The sequence below is a fragment of the Mycolicibacterium arenosum genome (genome assembly GCF_024320865.1).
Taxonomy (GTDB): domain Bacteria; phylum Actinomycetota; class Actinomycetes; order Mycobacteriales; family Mycobacteriaceae; genus Mycobacterium; species Mycobacterium arenosum.
Genome location: NZ_JANDBD010000002.1, coordinates 202929 through 218742, shown reverse-complemented (window position 1 = coordinate 218742; position 15814 = coordinate 202929). Strand labels below are relative to the sequence as shown.

Annotated in this window: 21 protein-coding genes and 4 tRNA genes; 12 read left to right on the top strand and 13 right to left on the bottom strand. The window is 67.5% G+C overall.

Features of this window, described 5'->3' with window-relative positions; translation table 11 throughout:
• Nucleotide 1: 1 nt before the first annotated feature.
• A complete protein-coding gene (locus tag NM203_RS04850) occupies nt 2–835 on the bottom strand; it encodes an ABC transporter permease (protein WP_255058559.1) in 834 nt (277 codons plus the stop codon).
• A gap of 19 nt (nt 836–854) precedes the next feature.
• Nucleotides 855–1619, bottom strand: coding sequence for an MlaE family ABC transporter permease (locus tag NM203_RS04845; protein ID WP_255058558.1), 765 nt, complete (start codon nt 1617–1619; stop codon nt 855–857).
• Between the two features lie 220 nt (nt 1620–1839).
• On the opposite strand from NM203_RS04845, the gene NM203_RS04840 reads away from it, so the two are divergent.
• From NM203_RS04840 to NM203_RS04830, 3 genes are read left to right on the top strand one after another with little or no spacing between them, the layout of a single operon-like run.
• Nucleotides 1840–2193: a UBP-type zinc finger domain-containing protein gene (locus NM203_RS04840; RefSeq protein ID WP_255058556.1), complete on the top strand. Its 354-nt coding sequence runs from the start codon at nt 1840–1842 to the stop codon at nt 2191–2193.
• A gap of 4 nt (nt 2194–2197) precedes the next feature.
• Complete coding sequence (locus NM203_RS04835) at nt 2198–3139, top strand: cation diffusion facilitator family transporter (RefSeq protein ID WP_255058555.1); 942 nt, start codon at nt 2198–2200, stop codon at nt 3137–3139.
• The gene (locus tag NM203_RS04830; RefSeq protein WP_255058554.1) at nt 3136–3288 is read left to right on the top strand and encodes a hypothetical protein; all 153 of its coding nucleotides are present in this window, start codon (nt 3136–3138) and stop codon (nt 3286–3288) included. The genes NM203_RS04835 and NM203_RS04830 overlap by 4 nt, the downstream gene beginning before the upstream one ends.
• On the opposite strand, the gene NM203_RS04825 is transcribed toward NM203_RS04830, so the two are convergent.
• The 4 genes from NM203_RS04825 to NM203_RS04810 are packed head-to-tail and all read right to left on the bottom strand — an operon-like array spanning nt 3289 to nt 6794.
• On the bottom strand, nt 3289–4851 hold the full coding sequence (locus NM203_RS04825; RefSeq protein WP_255058553.1) for a phytoene desaturase family protein: 1563 nt from the start codon (nt 4849–4851) through the stop codon (nt 3289–3291).
• Between the two features lie 52 nt (nt 4852–4903).
• Entirely contained in the window at nt 4904–5506 is a 603-nt protein-coding gene (locus NM203_RS04820; RefSeq protein WP_255058552.1) for a TetR/AcrR family transcriptional regulator, read from the bottom strand.
• A gap of 55 nt (nt 5507–5561) precedes the next feature.
• Complete coding sequence (locus tag NM203_RS04815; RefSeq protein ID WP_255058551.1) at nt 5562–6221, bottom strand: sensor domain-containing protein; 660 nt, start codon at nt 6219–6221, stop codon at nt 5562–5564.
• A 51-nt stretch (nt 6222–6272) separates the two neighbouring features.
• Nucleotides 6273–6794, bottom strand: a complete 522-nt coding sequence (locus NM203_RS04810) for an Rv2240c family protein (protein WP_255058550.1) — start codon at nt 6792–6794, stop codon at nt 6273–6275.
• Nucleotides 6795–7135: 341 nt separating this feature from the next.
• On the opposite strand from NM203_RS04810, the gene NM203_RS04805 reads away from it, so the two are divergent.
• From NM203_RS04805 to NM203_RS04795, 3 genes are read left to right on the top strand one after another with little or no spacing between them, the layout of a single operon-like run.
• A complete protein-coding gene (locus tag NM203_RS04805) occupies nt 7136–7810 on the top strand; it encodes an MspA family porin (RefSeq protein ID WP_255058549.1) in 675 nt (224 codons plus the stop codon).
• Between the two features lie 37 nt (nt 7811–7847).
• Entirely contained in the window at nt 7848–8534 is a 687-nt protein-coding gene (locus NM203_RS04800) for an MspA family porin (protein ID WP_255058548.1), read from the top strand.
• Between the two features lie 44 nt (nt 8535–8578).
• The gene (locus NM203_RS04795) at nt 8579–9217 is read left to right on the top strand and encodes a hypothetical protein (protein WP_255058547.1); all 639 of its coding nucleotides are present in this window, start codon (nt 8579–8581) and stop codon (nt 9215–9217) included.
• A 142-nt stretch (nt 9218–9359) separates the two neighbouring features.
• Here NM203_RS04795 and NM203_RS04790 read toward each other — a convergent pair.
• The 3 genes from NM203_RS04790 to NM203_RS04780 form a co-directional block, all read right to left on the bottom strand.
• A tRNA-Phe gene (locus NM203_RS04790) sits at nt 9360–9433 on the bottom strand.
• A gap of 31 nt (nt 9434–9464) precedes the next feature.
• A tRNA-Asp gene (locus NM203_RS04785) sits at nt 9465–9541 on the bottom strand.
• Nucleotides 9542–9580: 39 nt separating this feature from the next.
• Nucleotides 9581–9653, bottom strand: a tRNA-Glu gene (locus tag NM203_RS04780).
• Between the two features lie 136 nt (nt 9654–9789).
• Here NM203_RS04780 and NM203_RS04775 point away from each other — a divergent pair.
• Nucleotides 9790–9862, top strand: a tRNA-Lys gene (locus NM203_RS04775).
• Nucleotides 9863–9897: 35 nt separating this feature from the next.
• Here the strand turns inward: NM203_RS04775 and NM203_RS04770 are convergent.
• On the bottom strand, nt 9898–10362 hold the full coding sequence (locus NM203_RS04770) for an MmpS family transport accessory protein (protein ID WP_255058546.1): 465 nt from the start codon (nt 10360–10362) through the stop codon (nt 9898–9900).
• A 197-nt stretch (nt 10363–10559) separates the two neighbouring features.
• Between NM203_RS04770 and NM203_RS04765 the strand changes: the two genes are divergently transcribed.
• The 4 genes from NM203_RS04765 (at nt 10560) to NM203_RS04750 (ending at nt 13035) form a co-directional block, all read left to right on the top strand.
• A complete protein-coding gene (locus tag NM203_RS04765; protein WP_408633296.1) occupies nt 10560–11096 on the top strand; it encodes a DUF2599 domain-containing protein in 537 nt (178 codons plus the stop codon).
• Between the two features lie 64 nt (nt 11097–11160).
• Nucleotides 11161–12357, top strand: a complete 1197-nt coding sequence (locus tag NM203_RS04760; RefSeq protein WP_255058545.1) for an RtcB family protein — start codon at nt 11161–11163, stop codon at nt 12355–12357.
• 80 nt (nt 12358–12437) lie between these two features.
• A complete protein-coding gene (locus NM203_RS04755) occupies nt 12438–12662 on the top strand; it encodes a hypothetical protein (RefSeq protein WP_255058544.1) in 225 nt (74 codons plus the stop codon).
• A gap of 40 nt (nt 12663–12702) precedes the next feature.
• Entirely contained in the window at nt 12703–13035 is a 333-nt protein-coding gene (locus tag NM203_RS04750; RefSeq protein WP_255058543.1) for a YnfA family protein, read from the top strand.
• Here the strand turns inward: NM203_RS04750 and NM203_RS04745 are convergent.
• Entirely contained in the window at nt 13032–14039 is a 1008-nt protein-coding gene (locus tag NM203_RS04745) for an oxygenase MpaB family protein (RefSeq protein WP_255058542.1), read from the bottom strand. The two genes, NM203_RS04750 and NM203_RS04745, sit on opposite strands and share 4 nt — an antisense overlap.
• Nucleotides 14040–14109: 70 nt before the next feature.
• Here NM203_RS04745 and NM203_RS04740 point away from each other — a divergent pair, with 70 nt between their 5' ends.
• Nucleotides 14110–14709 carry a TetR/AcrR family transcriptional regulator gene (locus NM203_RS04740; RefSeq protein ID WP_255058541.1) on the top strand — a complete coding sequence of 200 codons (600 nt, stop codon included), beginning with the start codon at nt 14110–14112 and terminating at the stop codon, nt 14707–14709.
• Here the strand turns inward: NM203_RS04740 and NM203_RS04735 are convergent.
• Nucleotides 14706–15176, bottom strand: coding sequence for a hypothetical protein (locus NM203_RS04735; RefSeq protein ID WP_255058540.1), 471 nt, complete (start codon nt 15174–15176; stop codon nt 14706–14708). The two genes, NM203_RS04740 and NM203_RS04735, sit on opposite strands and share 4 nt — an antisense overlap.
• A gap of 150 nt (nt 15177–15326) precedes the next feature.
• On the bottom strand, nt 15327–15779 hold the full coding sequence (locus tag NM203_RS04730) for a hypothetical protein (RefSeq protein WP_255058538.1): 453 nt from the start codon (nt 15777–15779) through the stop codon (nt 15327–15329).
• Nucleotides 15780–15814 lie beyond the last annotated feature (35 nt).

The following is a 15814-nucleotide window of genomic DNA, read 5'->3' as shown; positions in this document are numbered from 1 at the left end:
CTCACCCCGACAGGTAGAAGTTGCCGGACTGCCCGTACACGGACAGCGTGATGGTCAGGAGGATGAAAACACCTGCGGTGATGGAGGTTCGCACCGCGCGGCCGACGGCCTCGCCGACCCCCGCGGGGCCACCCGTCGCGGTGAATCCGTAGTAAGTGTGGATCGCCATCACGACGGCCGCCATCGCCAGCGCCTCGGTGAACGACCACATGAGATCGGCGGGCTGCAGAAAGGTGGAGAAGTAGTGGTCGTACACGCCGCGCGACTGGCCGTAGACGATCGTCGTGCCGAATCGTGTGGCGAGGAAGGACATCAGCACAGCGACGGTGTAGATCGGGATCACCGCGATGACGCCCGCCACGATGCGGGTCGACGCCAGGTAGGTGACCGCGCGGATGCCCATCACCTCGAGAGCGTCGATCTCCTCGTTGATGCGCATGGCGCCCAGTTGCGCCGTCGCGCCCGCCCCGATCGTCGCAGCCAGCGCCACCCCCGCGGTGGCCGGGGCGATGAAGCGGACGTTCAGAAAGGCGCCGAGAAAGCCCGTCAGTGCCTCGATGCCGACGTTGGACAGCGTGTTGTAGCCCTGCACCGCGATGAGCGCCCCGGTGGACAGGGTGAGGAAGCCGACGATCACGACGGTGCCGCCGATGACGGCGAGCGCGCCGGTGCCGAGGCCCATCGTGGCGATCAGGCGCAATACCTCGCCGGGATATCGCCGGACCGCGTCGGCGGTCGAGGCGAGCGCCTGGCCGTAGAAGGCGGTCTGCTCGCCGAGGCGCCGGGTGGCGTCGACGACCTTCGACGGCTCGCTCGCGACGCCTGTCTGCGTCATGATTCGCTCGCAAGCTCGCTCATGGTGCCACCTTCACGCCGAACGCCGTCGCCAGGATGTTGATGAGGAACAGCGCCATGAACGCGAACACCACGGTCTCGTTGACGGCGTTGCCGACGGCGGTGGGGCCGCCGCCGACGGAAAGCCCCTTGTAGCAGGCGATCAGACCCGCGGACAGGCCGAACAGCAGCGCCTTGACCAGCGACACGATCACCTGGGGCAGACCGGTCAGCAGCGTCAGACCCGCCACGAAGGCACCCGGCGTGACGTTCTGGACGTACACGACGAAGAAGTAGCTGCCGGCCAGTCCGACGACGGCGACCACCGAGTACAGCATCAGCGCGACGAACGTCGCGGCGATCACCCGCGGCACCACCAGGGCCTGCACCGGGTTGACCCCGATGACCTTCAGCGCGTCGATCTCCTCGCGGATGGTCCGCGCCCCGAGATCGGCGCACATGGCGGTGGCGCCCGCCCCGGACACCACGATCGCGGTGACGACGGGACCGACCTGCGTCACCGATGCCAGCGCCGCCCCCGCACCCGAGAGGTCCCCGGCGCCGACCTCGATCAGCACGATGTTCAGCGTGAAGACGATCAGCACGGTGTACGGGATCGACAGCACCAGCGTCGGCACGATGGACACCCTCGCCACGAACCAGATCTGGTCGATGAGTTCCTGCCACGCGAAGGGCCTGCGGAACATCAGCCCGAACGTCTCACCCGCGAGGACGACGAAGTCACCCACCGCGAAAGCCGGTTTGGCCCAGGCGGCACCGTTCACAGTCGACCGGCTCTCACGTGCGTTCCCATCATCGTCAGGTTGGGGCGGACGCTAAGAGCACCGGGATTAACCGTCAAAGCGAGAGTTTCGGCGAATCCCCACGTCAATTACGGAATTCGCTGGTATCCCCCTCGTCGCCGGTTTCGCTCATCATGATCAGATGTCGGTGATCCAAACGGTGGCCAACCGGCGCGCGCGGGCACGGCTAGGCTCGACAACCATGAGTGACGTGGTCGATCCGACGGCGGTACCAAGCGGGACGGGTTGTACGGAGTGCGATGCCGCGGGCGGCTGGTGGGTCCATCTGCGGCGGTGCGCGAAGTGCGGTCACATCGGTTGCTGCGACGACTCGTTGGCGCGGCACGCGTCGGCGCACTGGCGCGCGACCGGCCATCCGATCATCCAGTCGTTCGAGCCCGGCGAGGACTGGTTCTGGAACTACGACACCGACCAGTACTACGACGGGCCGGAACTCGCCGATCCGCAGAGCCATCCCGCCGATGAAACGGTGCCGGGACCGCGGGGCAGGGTGCCGGGCGACTGGATGCGCCAGCTGCAACAGCGCGCCGACTGACATCGTGGTGAAACCCGGCGGCGACAGCACGCTCACGGTTCTGGTCGCCTTCGGCGCCAACCTGGTTATCGCCATTGCGAAATCCGTTGCCGCCGTGGTCTCGACTTCGGCGTCGATGACCGCCGAGGCGGCGCACTCGTGGGCCGACACGGGAAACGAGATCTTCCTGCTGGTCGCAAATCGCAGGAGTGCCAGAACGCCCGACGAACGTCGGCCCCTGGGGTACGGGCGGGAGGCGTACGTCTGGTCGATCCTGGCCGCCGTCGGGTTGTTCGTCGTCGGCGCCGCGGTGTCGGTCTGGCGTGGCGTCACCGAACTCCTGCACGGCGAAGAGGGTGCCGAGGACTATCGGCTGGCCTACCTGGTCCTGGCCGTCGCGTTCGTCCTGGAGAGTGTCTCGTGGCTGCAGGCGGTTCGACAATTGCGCCGCGAGGCTGCCGAATTGGACACCGAGGTGCTCGACTACGCCATGCACACGTCGGACCCGACCGTTCGTGCGGTGTTCGCCGAGGACACTGCCGCGTTGATCGGCATCGCCATCGCGTTCGTCGGCATCCTGCTCCATCAGCTCACCGGGGCGGTGGTCTGGGACGCGCTCGGATCGATCCTGGTCGGGGTGCTGCTCGGTGTCGTCGCGGTGGTGCTGATCGACAGGAACCGGCAGTTCCTCACCGGCGAACCCGGTTCACCGCGAGTTCACGACGCGCTCGTCGCCAGGCTGAAGAGCTTTCCCGAAGTCGCCGAGGTGCGCTTCCTGCGCCCCGAGTTCATCGGCCCGAAGGCGCTTTTCGTGGTCGCGAGCGTGGATCTCGTCGGCGACGATCGCGAGTCGACGATCGCGGTCACGCTGCGCGGGCTCGAGCAGCGACTGGAGCAGGACCGATACGTGGCCGAAGCGGTGCTCACCGTTTCCGAACCCGATGACGGGGTATCCCGCGTACCGTGAGCAGCCCAGACCCCAAGACCACGCCGTCCGATACCGGCCCGGCGGGTGCCGAGGACGTGCAGAGCGATCCCGCGAAGGGCGCCGACGGTCCCGCGGACTGGTCGGACGAGGGTGGCGCGACGCCGCAGGGACCCGCCGAGGACGAGTAGTCAGCGCGCGTCGGCGAGCGCCTGTGTCGCCGCGTTGTAGCCGGGGATGAACGTGATGCCGGGACCGCCGTGGCAGCCCGCGCTGCCGAGATACAGGCCGTCGATCGGAATCGGTTGATCCAGATAGCCTCTCGGGCCGGGCCGGTTGACGCCGATCTGGTCCGGGTGGATCAGGCCCTGGCAGTAGTCGCCACCGGGCGCCCCGAACATCGTGCCCATGTGCTTCGGGGTGAACGTCGTGTGTCGAATGATCCTGCTCTCGAAGTCCGGTGCCAGACGCGTCAGCTTGTCGATGACCCGCTGCCCCATCTCGACCTTCATCTCGCCGTAGCTCGACTCACTTTCTTCGATGGGGAACCACAGCGAGAACGCCGACGCGGCGTGCTTGCCCGGCGGCGCGAGGTCGGGATCGTTGACCGAGGGGATCTGCAACGCGATCGACGGATCCGACGGCACGATGCCGTGCCTGCAGTCCTCCCACTGCTTCTGCAGTTCCTCCGGGGTGCTGAAGATTCCGATGTTGGACTGCATCGCCGGATCGTTGAGGACCTCGTAGGGGGCGGCGAACTCGGGCACGCCGTCGAGCGCGAAGTGCATCTGCAGGTAGCTGCCGCGGTGGTCGATGCGGGAGAACCGCTCGCGGATGTCGTCGGGCACCGCCGCGGACGCCACCAGCTGGTTGACGGTGAGATCCGGTGCCACACCGGAGATCACGACGGGTGCGGTGATGGCGGTGCCGTCCTCGAGCCGAACGCCGCTGACCCGGCCGTCGGCCACTGAGATCTCCTTAACGGCCGAGCGCAGCCGGAGTTCCCCGCCGTGTGAGGCGAACACCTCGCACAGGTGGGCCGTCAGCGCACCGATGCCGCCCTTGAGTTTCTTCACCAGCAGCGCGTTCTCGTCGGGAACGGCGAACCCGTAGGCCAGCGCGGCGGCGGTGCCGGGGGTGGCCGGGCCGCGGTAGGTGGTGTTGACCGCGAGCAGTGACAGCATGCCGCGCAGCGCGCCGTGCTTCTCCCGGTCCGGCAGGTACCGGTCGATGACGTCGGTTACCGATCCGAACAGCAGGTCGGTGATCGTCGATCGTTCGAATTCGTTTGTCGCGCAGGCGTACATCTCGTCGAGGGTCTTCGGCGGCTGGCCGGCGTCGAAACGTCCGAGGGCTCGCGTCGGCGCCTGGCACCAGGCCATCAGGCCGGCCATCCCGTTGACGGCCTCGGCCCCGTGTACCTCGTTGATGTGGGTCATCAGCTTGATGGGGTCGGTGTAGTAAATCAGCGGTTCGTCGCCGACACCCCGCAGCGACACCGACATGACGTCGAGTTCCACGGTGGGCAACTGGTCCAGCCCGAGCTCGCGGCTCACCTTCGCTGACGTCGGGATCTGCACCGAGCCGGCGATCTCGAAGCGATACCCGTCGAAGAGCTCGACGGTCGACGCCATGCCTCCGGCGTAGAGCTTGGAATCCAGGCACAGCGTGCGCATTCCGGCTTTCTGAAGGAGTGCGGCCGCTGTCAACCCGTTGTGCCCCGCACCGATGACAATCGCGTCGAAGTCCGTCATCAGCTGAGGCTGACACGCGGTCAAAGTTTTGTCAATAATGACGAAACTTGCCTTACCGGTCCTCGAACCCCGCCGCCACCGCCTCGAGAGCGGTCCGGCACAGCCGCGCGAGTTCGGGCAGTGAGCGGTGCTCGTCGAGCATCCACACCTCCATCGCCCCGAACACCGCCGCGGAGATGCACCGCGCTGTCACCGTGACGCGCAGCCGCTCGTCGCTGCCGACAGTCGGGCCGCCCGTTCGCACCAGGTACTCCTCGACGGCCTCGGCGAAGTCCGCCTCGACCTGACGGACGTGGCGGACGATCCGGCCCGCATCGAGTTCCCTGGTACGCAGTTCGGCGATCTTCGCCACCGCGTCGACGTCGTACGGCGCGGCCATCACCGCGGCGTGGACGGAGTCGATCAGCGACTCCTCGCCGGACTGCTCGGCCAGTGCGGAGCGGAACCACTGCAGGCCGGCGTCGTAGTCGGCGAACAGGAGATCGTGCTTGGAGGTGAAGTGGCGGTAGAACGTCCGCAGCGACACTCCGGCGTCCGCCGCGATCTGCTCGGCCGACGTCTCCTCGACGCCCTGACCGAGGAAACGCACCAGTGCAGCGCTGCGCAACGCCTCGCGAGTTCGCTCGCTGCGCGCCGTCTGCGCAGGCCGGACCATGTGGGTAAGGTACCCCGGGCCTCAGCGTGGTCCCGTCAGCCGAACGTGCTCCTGCTCAGTGCGGCATCTCGGCTTCCATCGCGGCAGCCACCTCGGCGGCCTGCGTCACGGGCGCGTCCTGCTTCGGCTTGCAGGCCGCGACCTCGAATACCACATTGGCCGCCACCCGGATTACGTGCTGGCACGACCGGGTTGAATCGCCCGTTCCCCGCGTATAGGGCAGCGACAGCTCCCTATCGCCCTGGGAGAGCTGGCCGCTCACCCACTTCGGCAGCGGCTGGTCGTTCACCCGGATGTTCAGCGTGTGGTTCGTGCACTTGGACCACCGCGTCACCGAGTCGTCGAAGAACGCTTGCGCGCCGTCCCTGGTGCCCCACGACACCACCGATTGCACGACCTGCTCGCTCCAACTGTCGGCGTCGGGAGAGCGAACCACCTGCTGCCGCATCGACTTCCAGAAGGTCGGGTCGTAGACCGGAGCCTGGTTGATCTGCCACGCGCCGAGGCAGTCGAGGTTGGAGATGATGTTGCTGTTGTCGGCCATGACGTCCGTCGGCTGGTGCGCCACCATGCCCGAGGCACCCAAGATGGTTCCGATCCGGTCGGGGGCCAGCAGCAGACCGCCGAGCGCCGACTCAGGGACGCCCTTCGGCTCCGTCGACTGTCCCCCGGACGTGCCGCAGCCCACGGTCAGCAGACACACCGCTGCGGTCATCGCGACCGCGCGCGTAAGCAACGCGTTGTCTGACAAGGCTTTCAGCACCGGCTACGCGTGGGTCCCCGCGGCGGCGCAGCCCTGCTGCACCTTGGTGGCGTTGTCGTTCATGCCCGTAGCCGTGGTGTTCAGGCTCTCACCGGGAATGCGCAGGCCCATCTTGGCCCACATCGCCGTCGCACCCACGGACCACGACCGCATCGGTTCGGCGATGTCCGGTGACAGGCCCGGCGTATTGGCGGCGCTCATCGCAGCCCCAGCCGATTCGCGCATCGCCTGGCGGCCCAACTGATTACTGCTCTGCACCGCCGGGTCGTTGTAGTTGGACCCCTCGAAGGAGTCGGCGAACTCGCCGAAGTAGTACGAGGAGCCGTCGAGTATCGAGGCGAAGGCTCCGCAGGCCGCAACGGCGGCTGGATCGGCGTTCTCGGCGGGATCTACGCCGACGACCTGAACGGGCGGAGGCGCCGGTGCGACGTCCTCCTCGTCAGCCCACGCGCACGGAGCGAGCGTGAGCGACACCCCGGCACCGACCATCGCCGCGATTCCTGCGAGTTTGCTGTGAATGGTCATGGGCGACGATTACTCCTCTTGCATTCGGACTACGACAACCAGGGCACTGCACACCGACCCGCGGCATCCAGCTGAGACCGTCCCACGACCACCGTTGAATGACAAGATGTCCGGTACGTGAACGAACGCTTAGAACCGGGCCACGGCGTTGAGGCCATTTCCTTTCTTGTACATGTGAATTCGCTGTCAGTAGAATCAGAGGAATTCTCATCCGACGGTAACAAACCCCTTAGTGTTGGACGTCCATTCACCGTTTCGACATCACTGCATTGGATGCTCCCACCCAACGGATCGGTCGGATCCGGATGCGAATCCACGCTTAGAGAGGCACCCCCATCACCATGTTGAATCGGTTTGCCACAGCTGCCGCGATCTGCATCGCGCTTCCCATCGGGGTGGCACCCCTGGCGTTGGCCGAACCCCCGGCGGGCGACGACGCCGCCGTCGTTCCCGTCACCAACCCGCTTCCGCCCGAGGGTGCCGTCCCGTCCGCTGCACCCGGCATCCTCGACACCCCGGATGGCTGGCATCTGGAAGTCGTGGGCAGCAACGAGACTCAGCTTCCGGTGGCACCCCTCACCACGGCGATCTCGTCGCGCGAGTACCTCATCGCCGGCACGTTCACCGGGAAGATCACCGGCGGCGGCAAGACGAAGCTCACCGGCGGAACACTGGAGGCCGGTGAGCAGATCGGCTGCGGCATCATCTCGGACGAGGTCGAGATCAACCCCGGCGCGTCCATCACACCCGGCCTCGGTGCGCTCGGTGCGCCCACGCTGAGTGCGGGCATCAGCCTCCAGGGCAAGATCTACCTGAAGCCCGGCACCGTCACGACCGTTGCGCTGGACAAGAAGTCGTTCAAGGGCACCACCGCTCGCGTCACCATCACCGGCGTTCGCGTCAAGACCGATCAGTGCGCGGGCCAGTCCTTCATCCGCTCGTACGCCACGCTGACGAGCTCCACCGACAACACCGATGACGTCATCACCTACGTCGGTGTCACCAAAGCCGTCTAGCCCCAATCGACCTACGAACGAGAGATCACAGAACACCATGAACCGTTTCGCAGTTCTGGCCGCCGCCTGCATCGCCGGCCCCCTGGCGGCCGTCGCGCCCTTCGCGGCCGCCGAGCCGCCGCCCCCGCCGATCGACCCCGCCGCCGCCGTTCCGCCACCGGACAACGGAATCGTCGCATCGAACCCGCCCGCCGTGGTCACCACGCCCGACGGCTGGACGCTCACCGTGGCCGCCACCAACGAGAGCGAGCTGCCGATCGCCCCGTTGACCACCGCGGCGTCGTCTCGCGAATACCTGGTGGGCGGGACGTTCACCGGCACGGTGACCGGTGGCGGCAGCACGACCCTGTCCGGTGGCACCCTCGAGGCCGGCTACCAGATCGGGTGCGGCATCGAACTCGGCCAGGTCCGCCTCATCGGCCAGGCAGGCGTCAACGTCGGTGTCGGCTTCGGCGCCCAGGGCAGCGGTATCGGTATCGGCAGCGTTCAGGTGCCGCTGTCGGGCACGATCGAAATTCACCCGAAGCCGGGCACGGTCTCCACGGTGACGGTCAGCAAGAAGTCCTTCAAGGCGGCGCCGGTGCGCGTCACCATCAAGGACACCCACGTCAAGGTCGACGGTTGCGTCGGTCAGTCGTTCCTGCGGTCCTACGCGACGCTCACCAGCTCGACCACCGATACCGACGACGTGGTGGCCTACTACGGCACGACGAAGTCGGTCTGATGCGGCGACTCGCCGTAACCGCTTCTGCGGCAGCGGGTTTGGCAATGATCGGAGCGGCGGTCGTCTTCTCGGCGACCGCCGCCGCCGAACCGACGCCCGATCCTCTGCCGCCGCCCGGCGAGCCGGTTCCGCCGCCGCCACCGGGCCCCGTCGTCCCGGTGCTCGGCATGCCCTTGGGACCGGCCGGTCTCGGCGTGCTGTCGCAGACGGGTGTCGAACCGGTTCCCGGCGCACTGGGTGCGCCCGCCGTCAACGGTCTCGACGCCGCTTCGGTGTTGGGGCAGTACGGGGCACCGCAGGCGCCCAGTGCCGATCCGGGGGTCGTGCCGAATCTCAACGTGTTCAACAACGCCTACGGGCTGCCGCAGAACGTCGTGCCGGCGGCACCGGGCGAGGGGCAGCAGTTCGACGTGGCTCCGGGTCAGGAGAACGCCGACGTCTCGCGGCGTGAGTGGTTCGGCCGGTTCATCGACATGCAACGCGACCACCGGCTCTACGGCGGCCTGGGCCAGCTCCCCCAGGAGCAGCTCGGCCAGCCCCTGCCGGGCACCGCACCGCCGCCGGGAACGGTGATCTCGCCGGGGTTGGCTCAGTTCCTGCCCGACCCGGCGGACGGCCCCGTCCCGCCTCCCGGTTTGATCCTGCCGCCTCCGCCGGACGGGCCGGTTCCCCCGCCGGGCTGACCGGATCTCACAGTTCGACACGATTCGGCCCCGACCTGGCACAGGTTGGGGCCGAATGCGATTTTCAGCAGCATGGAGTTCACAGGAGCCGACGAGCTAGGTGGGCCGGCATCGCGCCGACGGATGACTGCGAACGCTTGGGTGGCCAGGGCCGGGATCGAACCGGCGACCTTCCGCTTTTCAGGCGGACGCTCGTACCGACTGAGCTACCTGGCCGTGCCGACGAGACGGTGAACATCTCGCCGAATGGCGACCCTGACGGGACTCGAACCCGCGACCTCCGCCGTGACAGGGCGGCGCGCTAACCAACTGCGCCACAGGGCCTTGCTTTCCTGCTGCTCCGACGTTGCCGCCGTTGCGTCGTACCCCCAACGGGATTCGAACCCGTGCTACCGCCGTGAAAGGGCGGCGTCCTAGGCCGCTAAACGATGGGGGCCAAAGCCGAATCTCTTCGGGGTACTCCCGCCGCGTGCGCGTTGGGAGCTTGGATAGCTTAGGGTACCGACGCCCAGATTCCCAAACCCAAAAGGCAGGCGCCCCGACGCCCCGGCATTGAGTATTCTTTCCCCCGCGCCCCTATAGCTCAGTTGGTAGAGCTACGGACTTTTAATCCGCAGGTCCCAGGTTCGAGCCCTGGTGGGGGCACCGATCCGCAACACTGCTCAGCACGCTGTCCCCGATCAGCGGTCGTACACGCAGTGCGCGTTGCCGCCCTCGGGTTTCTCAGCCACCACCTCGCCGTTGAGCGTGATCCTGCAGCCGGGACTGTTCTCGCCCGAGCCGACGACGACGACCTGCAGTTGGGCCTCGTCGGGCGCGATGGTGACGGTGGTCGACCACGGCAGCGGGACGTCGTAGAGCCGTTGATCGCCGGACGGCACCAGGTCGATCGTCATCGCGGATCCCGTTCCGGTCACCTCGAACACCACCGTGTCGGCGCCCTGCGCACTCGTGGCGGGAGCCTCCTGCTTCGGTGCGCCGTCCATCTTGCCGCCGCCGGCCGCGGGCGCAGCGGACGCCGCACCTGACGACTCCGCGCTGGGCGCGCCACCGGACTCGGTGGACGTTGAACAGGCCGGAACGGCGCCGAACACCACCAGCAGTGCCGCGGCGAGCGGGCCGACCTTCGAGTACGTGGACGCCATCACGAGTTCCCCCTCTAACCGCACGACAGTCGCCCGAGTATGTCAGGCCCGTTTCCCGGCGGCGTTCTAACACGCAATACCATTGAGCCGCAACGGCTTCCGATTCCGCGCTCGCACCCCAAGAACAAGCCAAGAACCTCCCAAGTCAGGGCTTCCACACTCATTCCAACGATCCCGACCGACGACAGGACACGACCATGACGATCCCCGCCACCGACGCCCCGTCGGCGCCACGGGACCGGTCGACCGCGCAGTGGTGGGGCAGGCTCCTCGACGGGATCTTCTTCGCCATCCTGGCCGCCTTGGCCTGGGGCATCGTCGTGGTCGTCGCCCACGGCGGCGCTTCGATGCACGTCGTGCAATCCGCCGCGAAGGCGCCCTTCTCGATCGCCAGGGCGGCGATCGCCACCCCCCAGCCCCAGCAGTACATCCAGCGGACGGAGTGGACAACGGTCGGCGACCAGGTCAGCCTGCGGATCTACCCGACCGAAGCCGGCAGGCGCGCATCGGCGGGGTTCCTCGGCTCCGACGGTGGCTGGGCTCAGGTACTCGCCGTCACCCCCGACGCCGACAAGCCGGGGATGCGCGAGCAGTTCGTCTGCCACTGGCGCTTCGCCGAGTTGGTCGAGCCGGGCAAGGCCAGCTGGAACGTCGAGCCGTGGCGACCAGTTGTCAACGGCGCCAGCATGATCGAGTCACGCTGCAATCCCGGTGCCGCCGAAGAGGTCTTCTGACGGGTGCGCACCGCAGCCGAAAAATGCGTCGCCTGATACGCCGAATCCGTGCGTCAATGGAGACATGAAGAAGATCGACGGCCACAAGCTGCTGAACTTCGCCTCTCACCTCGACGACAGCACCATCGAGCAGGCGAAGGACACCGCAGCGATGCCGTTCGTGCACCCGCACGTCGCGCTGATGCCCGACGCCCACAGCGGCAAGGGTTCGGCGGTCGGCACCGTGATCCCGACGCTCGACGCGGTCATCCCGGCCGCCGTCGGGGTCGATATCGGGTGCGGCATGATCGCGGCCCGCACCGTTTACGCCGAGGCGGACCTGGCGGGCCGCGATCTCGCAGCCCTGCGCGTCGCGCTGGAGGACGCGATCCCGCTGTCGCCGGGCAACTACAACGACAACGTCGACCGCTACCCGTTCACGCGGGCGCGCATCGCGCTGCTCGAGGACCTCGCCCAGCGGAACGAGGTCGACCTCGGTCATTCGACGACGTGGCGCAGGCAGCTCGGCTCGCTGGGCGGCGGCAACCACTTCATCGAGCTGTGCGTCGACGAGCGGGATCGGGTCTGGATGTTCCTGCACTCGGGCTCCCGCGGAGTGGGCAACAAGATCGCGCAGAAGCACATCAAGGTCGCCCAGCGGCTGATGGAGCAGTGGTGGTGGACGGATCGGCTGCCCAACCGGGACCTGGCGTTCCTTCCCCAGGGAACCAGGGAATTCGCCTGCTATCTCAGGGAACTGGCGTGGGCACAGCGCTTCGCGCTGGAGAACCGCGCCGAGATGATGGACCGGTTCCGGGTGGCGTTGGCCGAGTGGATGGGCGTCGATCCGACGACGGCTGATCAGCTCGAGGTGGAGCGGGTGAACACGCACCACAACTACACGGTCAAGGAGAGGCACGGGGGTCGCGACGTGTGGCTGACCCGTAAGGGTGCCGTCGATGCGCACGAGGGCGTCCGCGCCGTGATCCCCGGTTCGATGGGCACGCGGTCCTACATCGTGCGCGGCAAGGGCAACGCCGCGGGCCTCTGCTCGGCCCCGCACGGGGCGGGCAGGCGGTTCTCCCGGACCGAGGCGCGCAAGCGGTTCACCGTCGACGACCTCGCCGAGCGGATGCGGGGCATCGAGTACCGGCACGGCGAGGCCTGGATCGACGAGATCCCCGACGCGTACAAGGACATCGATCAGGTGATGGCCGACGCGGCGGACCTCGTCGAGGTCGAGCACGTGCTGCGCCAGATCCTCAACGTGAAGGGTCAGTAGCGATCCTCGGCACGTTGACGGTTGGGTTAAATCTTCCCGCGGCGCGGGCGCCCAACCGTCAACGGCCGTAGCGTTGTGGCGTGGCATCCGTCGGTCGTGACCCTCGCCGGGTCTTCCAGGCTGCGCTGAACAGCGCGATCGCGACGGGTGCGCGCACGACCTCCGATATCGGACTCGGCGCGGAGACGCGCGCCGCGATCGACACCGTCGCGTACGAGCACCCCGACGCCTCCGCCGACGACATCGCCTATGCCTGCGATGTTTTCGAGAGTGAGCACTACGAACACCGGCTGACGGGATCGTGACCGGAGCTTGCGGGCCGGTTGTCTCGTAGAGTCGGAGCCCGTGCCGGTCCGATCGATTCTGCTGTTCGTCCTCGCCGCGGTCGCCGAGATCGGCGGCGCCTGGCTGGTGTGGCAGGGGGTTCGCGAGCACCGCGGCTGGCTCTGGGCCGGACTCGGCGTCATCGCGCTCGGCATCTACGGGTTCGTCGCCACCCTGCAACCCGACGCGAACTTCGGCCGCATCCTGGCCGCGTACGGCGGCGTCTTCGTCGCGGGCTCGCTGGCCTGGGGGATGGCGTTCGACGGATTCCGGCCGGATCGCTGGGACGTCATCGGCGCGCTGGTGTGCCTGGTGGGCGTCGCCGTCATCATGTACGCACCGCGGGGTGCCTAGCGGGACGTCACCGGGCAGTAGTGCATCGGGTTGTCACGCTCGTCGATCGGCGGCAGGTTGCGCGCAGGCGTCTCGGGCAGCGGCGTGTCAGCGGGGATTCTCCCGGAGACTCGGTCCCATCCCGCGCGGGCACGCGGATGCATCCTGGCGCGCTTGGGCAGGACGCTGAAGACCGCGCCCACCAGCCGGCCCAGCCGGCGGTGCATCCGCTCGTCACCGTCCGACCACGAGTAACCCATCAGCTCGCGCACCGTCGGGTCGTAGAGCCCGACCGTGAACCACACGAAGAACCGGGAGACGAACCCGCGCTGCACCGCCCACATCCAATTCGGCATCCTCTCCGCGAACGGCGGCTTGGGTAGCTCGCTGAGGTCCAGCACTGCGCGTGCGGCGTAGTTGTTCTCAAGGACGTTGCGACACATGTGATCCCAGTACTCCTGGAAGTCCTCCCAGGTATCGGGCACCGGGCGCATGCTCATGCCGTACATCGAGTACCACTGCTTGTGCTCCTCGAACAGCTGCCGCTTCTCGGCCTCGCTGATGCCGCCGCAGAAGCGGTCGGCCACGATCAGGGTTCCGACGAAGAACGTCGAGTGCGCCCAGTAGAAGACGTCGGGGTTCAGCGCGTGATACCGCCTGCCCTGAGGGTCGACGCCCTTGATCGTCACGTGGTAGTCACGCACCTCGGCGCCGGTGCGCGGCGCGCGGTCGGTGTCGAACACGACGCCGCCGATCGGGTACAGCGAGCGCAGCAGTCGCGGCCAGCGCTCCCGGAAGAACGTCGAGTGCTCCTCCACCGCGGCACCCAACTGCGGATGCATGTTCTGCATCGAGCCGGCCCACGGTCCCTGCAGCATGCCGCGCCAGTCACCGAAGTACTTCCACGTCAGCGAGTCGGGCCCAAGGGGTACGGCGTCGTATGCGCCGCTCACCGGGCAGCCCGCCGCCGCGATCGGCGGCGCTTCGCTGTTCACCGGGCGCGCGGCGGAAGTATCTTGAGTCACTGGCGAGCTTTCCCTGAATGTCAGCCGATCAACTGACTACGAGCGTTGTCAGTATGAGGATAGGAGCGATGTGTCTTCCGGTCAACGACGAGGCCGCTGGTCCGGCGTACCGCTGCAGGATCGCCAGAGCCTGCGCCGCGACGAGTTGATCGCGGCCGGCGTCGGCCTGCTCGGCGGCGCGGCGGGCCCGGCCCTGACCGTGCGCGCGGTGTGCAGGGAAGCCGGACTGACCGAGCGCTACTTCTACGAGAGTTTCACGGACAGAGACGAATTCGTGCGCGGGGTGTACGACCACGTGTGCAGCACCGCGATGTCGGCGCTCACCACGTCGGACACGCCGCGCGACGCCGTGGAACGGTTCGTCACGCTGATGGTCGACGACCCGGTTCGCGGCCGCGTCCTGCTGATCGCGCCCGAACGCGAACCGGTACTCGCGAAGTCGGGCGCCGAGTGGATGCCGAGCTTCATCGACCTGCTGCAGCACAAGCTGACGCGGATCACCGATCCGGCTGTTCAGGCGATGGTGGCGACGGGCTTAGTAGGTGCGCTGACCGCGCTGTTCACCGCGTACTTGAACGGACGGCTCGACACCACTCGCGACCAGTTCATCGACTACTGCGTGGACATGCTGGTCAGCCGGGTCTCCCCGGCTGACCCGTCGCGGGCTTAGCCGCCGGCGACCTGTCCGGGAACACCGGGCTCCTCGCCCGCGAACTCGAGTTCGGCCTGCTCGCTCTGGGCTGCGGCGGCCTCGGCCTCGGCCTTCGCCTCCTCCTCGTCGATGGCGGCCTGCGCCGTGCGACCCGCCTCGCTGGCCAGGGAGTTGCCCGGCGTCGTCGCCGAGGCCACGCCGCCGTTGCAGTTCAGGTAGAACTGGATGCCGTCGACCGAGGACCCGTCGATCGCGCTGGTGAACGGGGTGCTCTGCGAGCGCGTGACCAGGCAATCGTCCTCGGAGAGCTTGTCGCCGACGCGACTCGCCACGGTCACCGTCTCGCCGGCGTCGCTCGCCGCGGACGACGCGTCCGCGTAGGTCTGTCCGGCGTAGTCGTCGGCTGCTGCAACACCACCACCGAGCAGCGTCGACAACGCGAGCGCTCCAATCGCGCCGGTACCAACAACGATGAGCTTCTTCACGTCTAGCCCTATCTGTCCGCGGGGTCGGTAAAGCTTATCCGCGGGGATAGTACCGCCCGTTGGGCGGCGGCGCAGTCCTGATCCGACGCTCGATTACAAGAGGAAAAGCCCAGTTAACAGGCTGTTCACAGTCGACTCGTCGGTGGGCGTTTACGAGTCGGGGCCGCCCTCGAGTTCCTCGAGCTCAGCCTGCTCCTGGGCGGCGCGCTGCTCGGCTTCCCGCTGTTCCTTTGCCGCCAGATCCGCCTGGTAGATCTCCTGGCCCTCTTTGCTCTGGATCGAGAACCCCGGCCACAGACTGGTGGCGTACTTCGAGTAGCAATTCAGGTTCACCAGAAACTGATTGCCTTGATCCTCGCCGTAGCCGTCCCGGAAGGCAGCCGGCGTCGCGCTGGTGACGATGCAGTTGTCCCAGTCCTTGCGGTCGCCGACGGTGGTGGCGACGATCGTCGACGCACCCTGCTGGGCTAACTTCGCGCGAGCGTCCTTGTACGTCGAGCCGACGACGCCGTCGTCGGCTGACGCGACCCCCGCACCGAGAAGCGACAGGGCGATCGCTCCGGCCCCGACAGCACCGGTACCGAGAACAAGAAGTTTCTTCACGTGTCGCGACCTTCCTGGGCGTCGAGGCGCCGTTG

Coding starts and splice junctions, on each gene's coding strand:
- NM203_RS04825 (WP_255058553.1), bottom strand. CDS start 4,851: ATGACGGACTTCGACGCGATTGTCATCGGTGCGGGGCACAACGGGTTG.
- NM203_RS04810 (WP_255058550.1), bottom strand. CDS start 6,794: ATGACCATTCACAGCAAACTCGCAGGAATCGCGGCGATGGTCGGTGCC.
- NM203_RS04820 (WP_255058552.1), bottom strand. CDS start 5,506: ATGGTCCGGCCTGCGCAGACGGCGCGCAGCGAGCGAACTCGCGAGGCG.
- NM203_RS04805 (WP_255058549.1), top strand. CDS start 7,136: ATGTTGAATCGGTTTGCCACAGCTGCCGCGATCTGCATCGCGCTTCCC.
- NM203_RS04765 (WP_408633296.1), top strand. CDS start 10,560: ATGACGATCCCCGCCACCGACGCCCCGTCGGCGCCACGGGACCGGTCG.
- NM203_RS04815 (WP_255058551.1), bottom strand. CDS start 6,221: ATGACCGCAGCGGTGTGTCTGCTGACCGTGGGCTGCGGCACGTCCGGG.
- NM203_RS04840 (WP_255058556.1), top strand. CDS start 1,840: ATGAGTGACGTGGTCGATCCGACGGCGGTACCAAGCGGGACGGGTTGT.
- NM203_RS04800 (WP_255058548.1), top strand. CDS start 7,848: ATGAACCGTTTCGCAGTTCTGGCCGCCGCCTGCATCGCCGGCCCCCTG.
- NM203_RS04850 (WP_255058559.1), bottom strand. CDS start 835: ATGACGCAGACAGGCGTCGCGAGCGAGCCGTCGAAGGTCGTCGACGCC.
- NM203_RS04795 (WP_255058547.1), top strand. CDS start 8,579: ATGATCGGAGCGGCGGTCGTCTTCTCGGCGACCGCCGCCGCCGAACCG.
- NM203_RS04770 (WP_255058546.1), bottom strand. CDS start 10,362: ATGGCGTCCACGTACTCGAAGGTCGGCCCGCTCGCCGCGGCACTGCTG.
- NM203_RS04760 (WP_255058545.1), top strand. CDS start 11,161: ATGAAGAAGATCGACGGCCACAAGCTGCTGAACTTCGCCTCTCACCTC.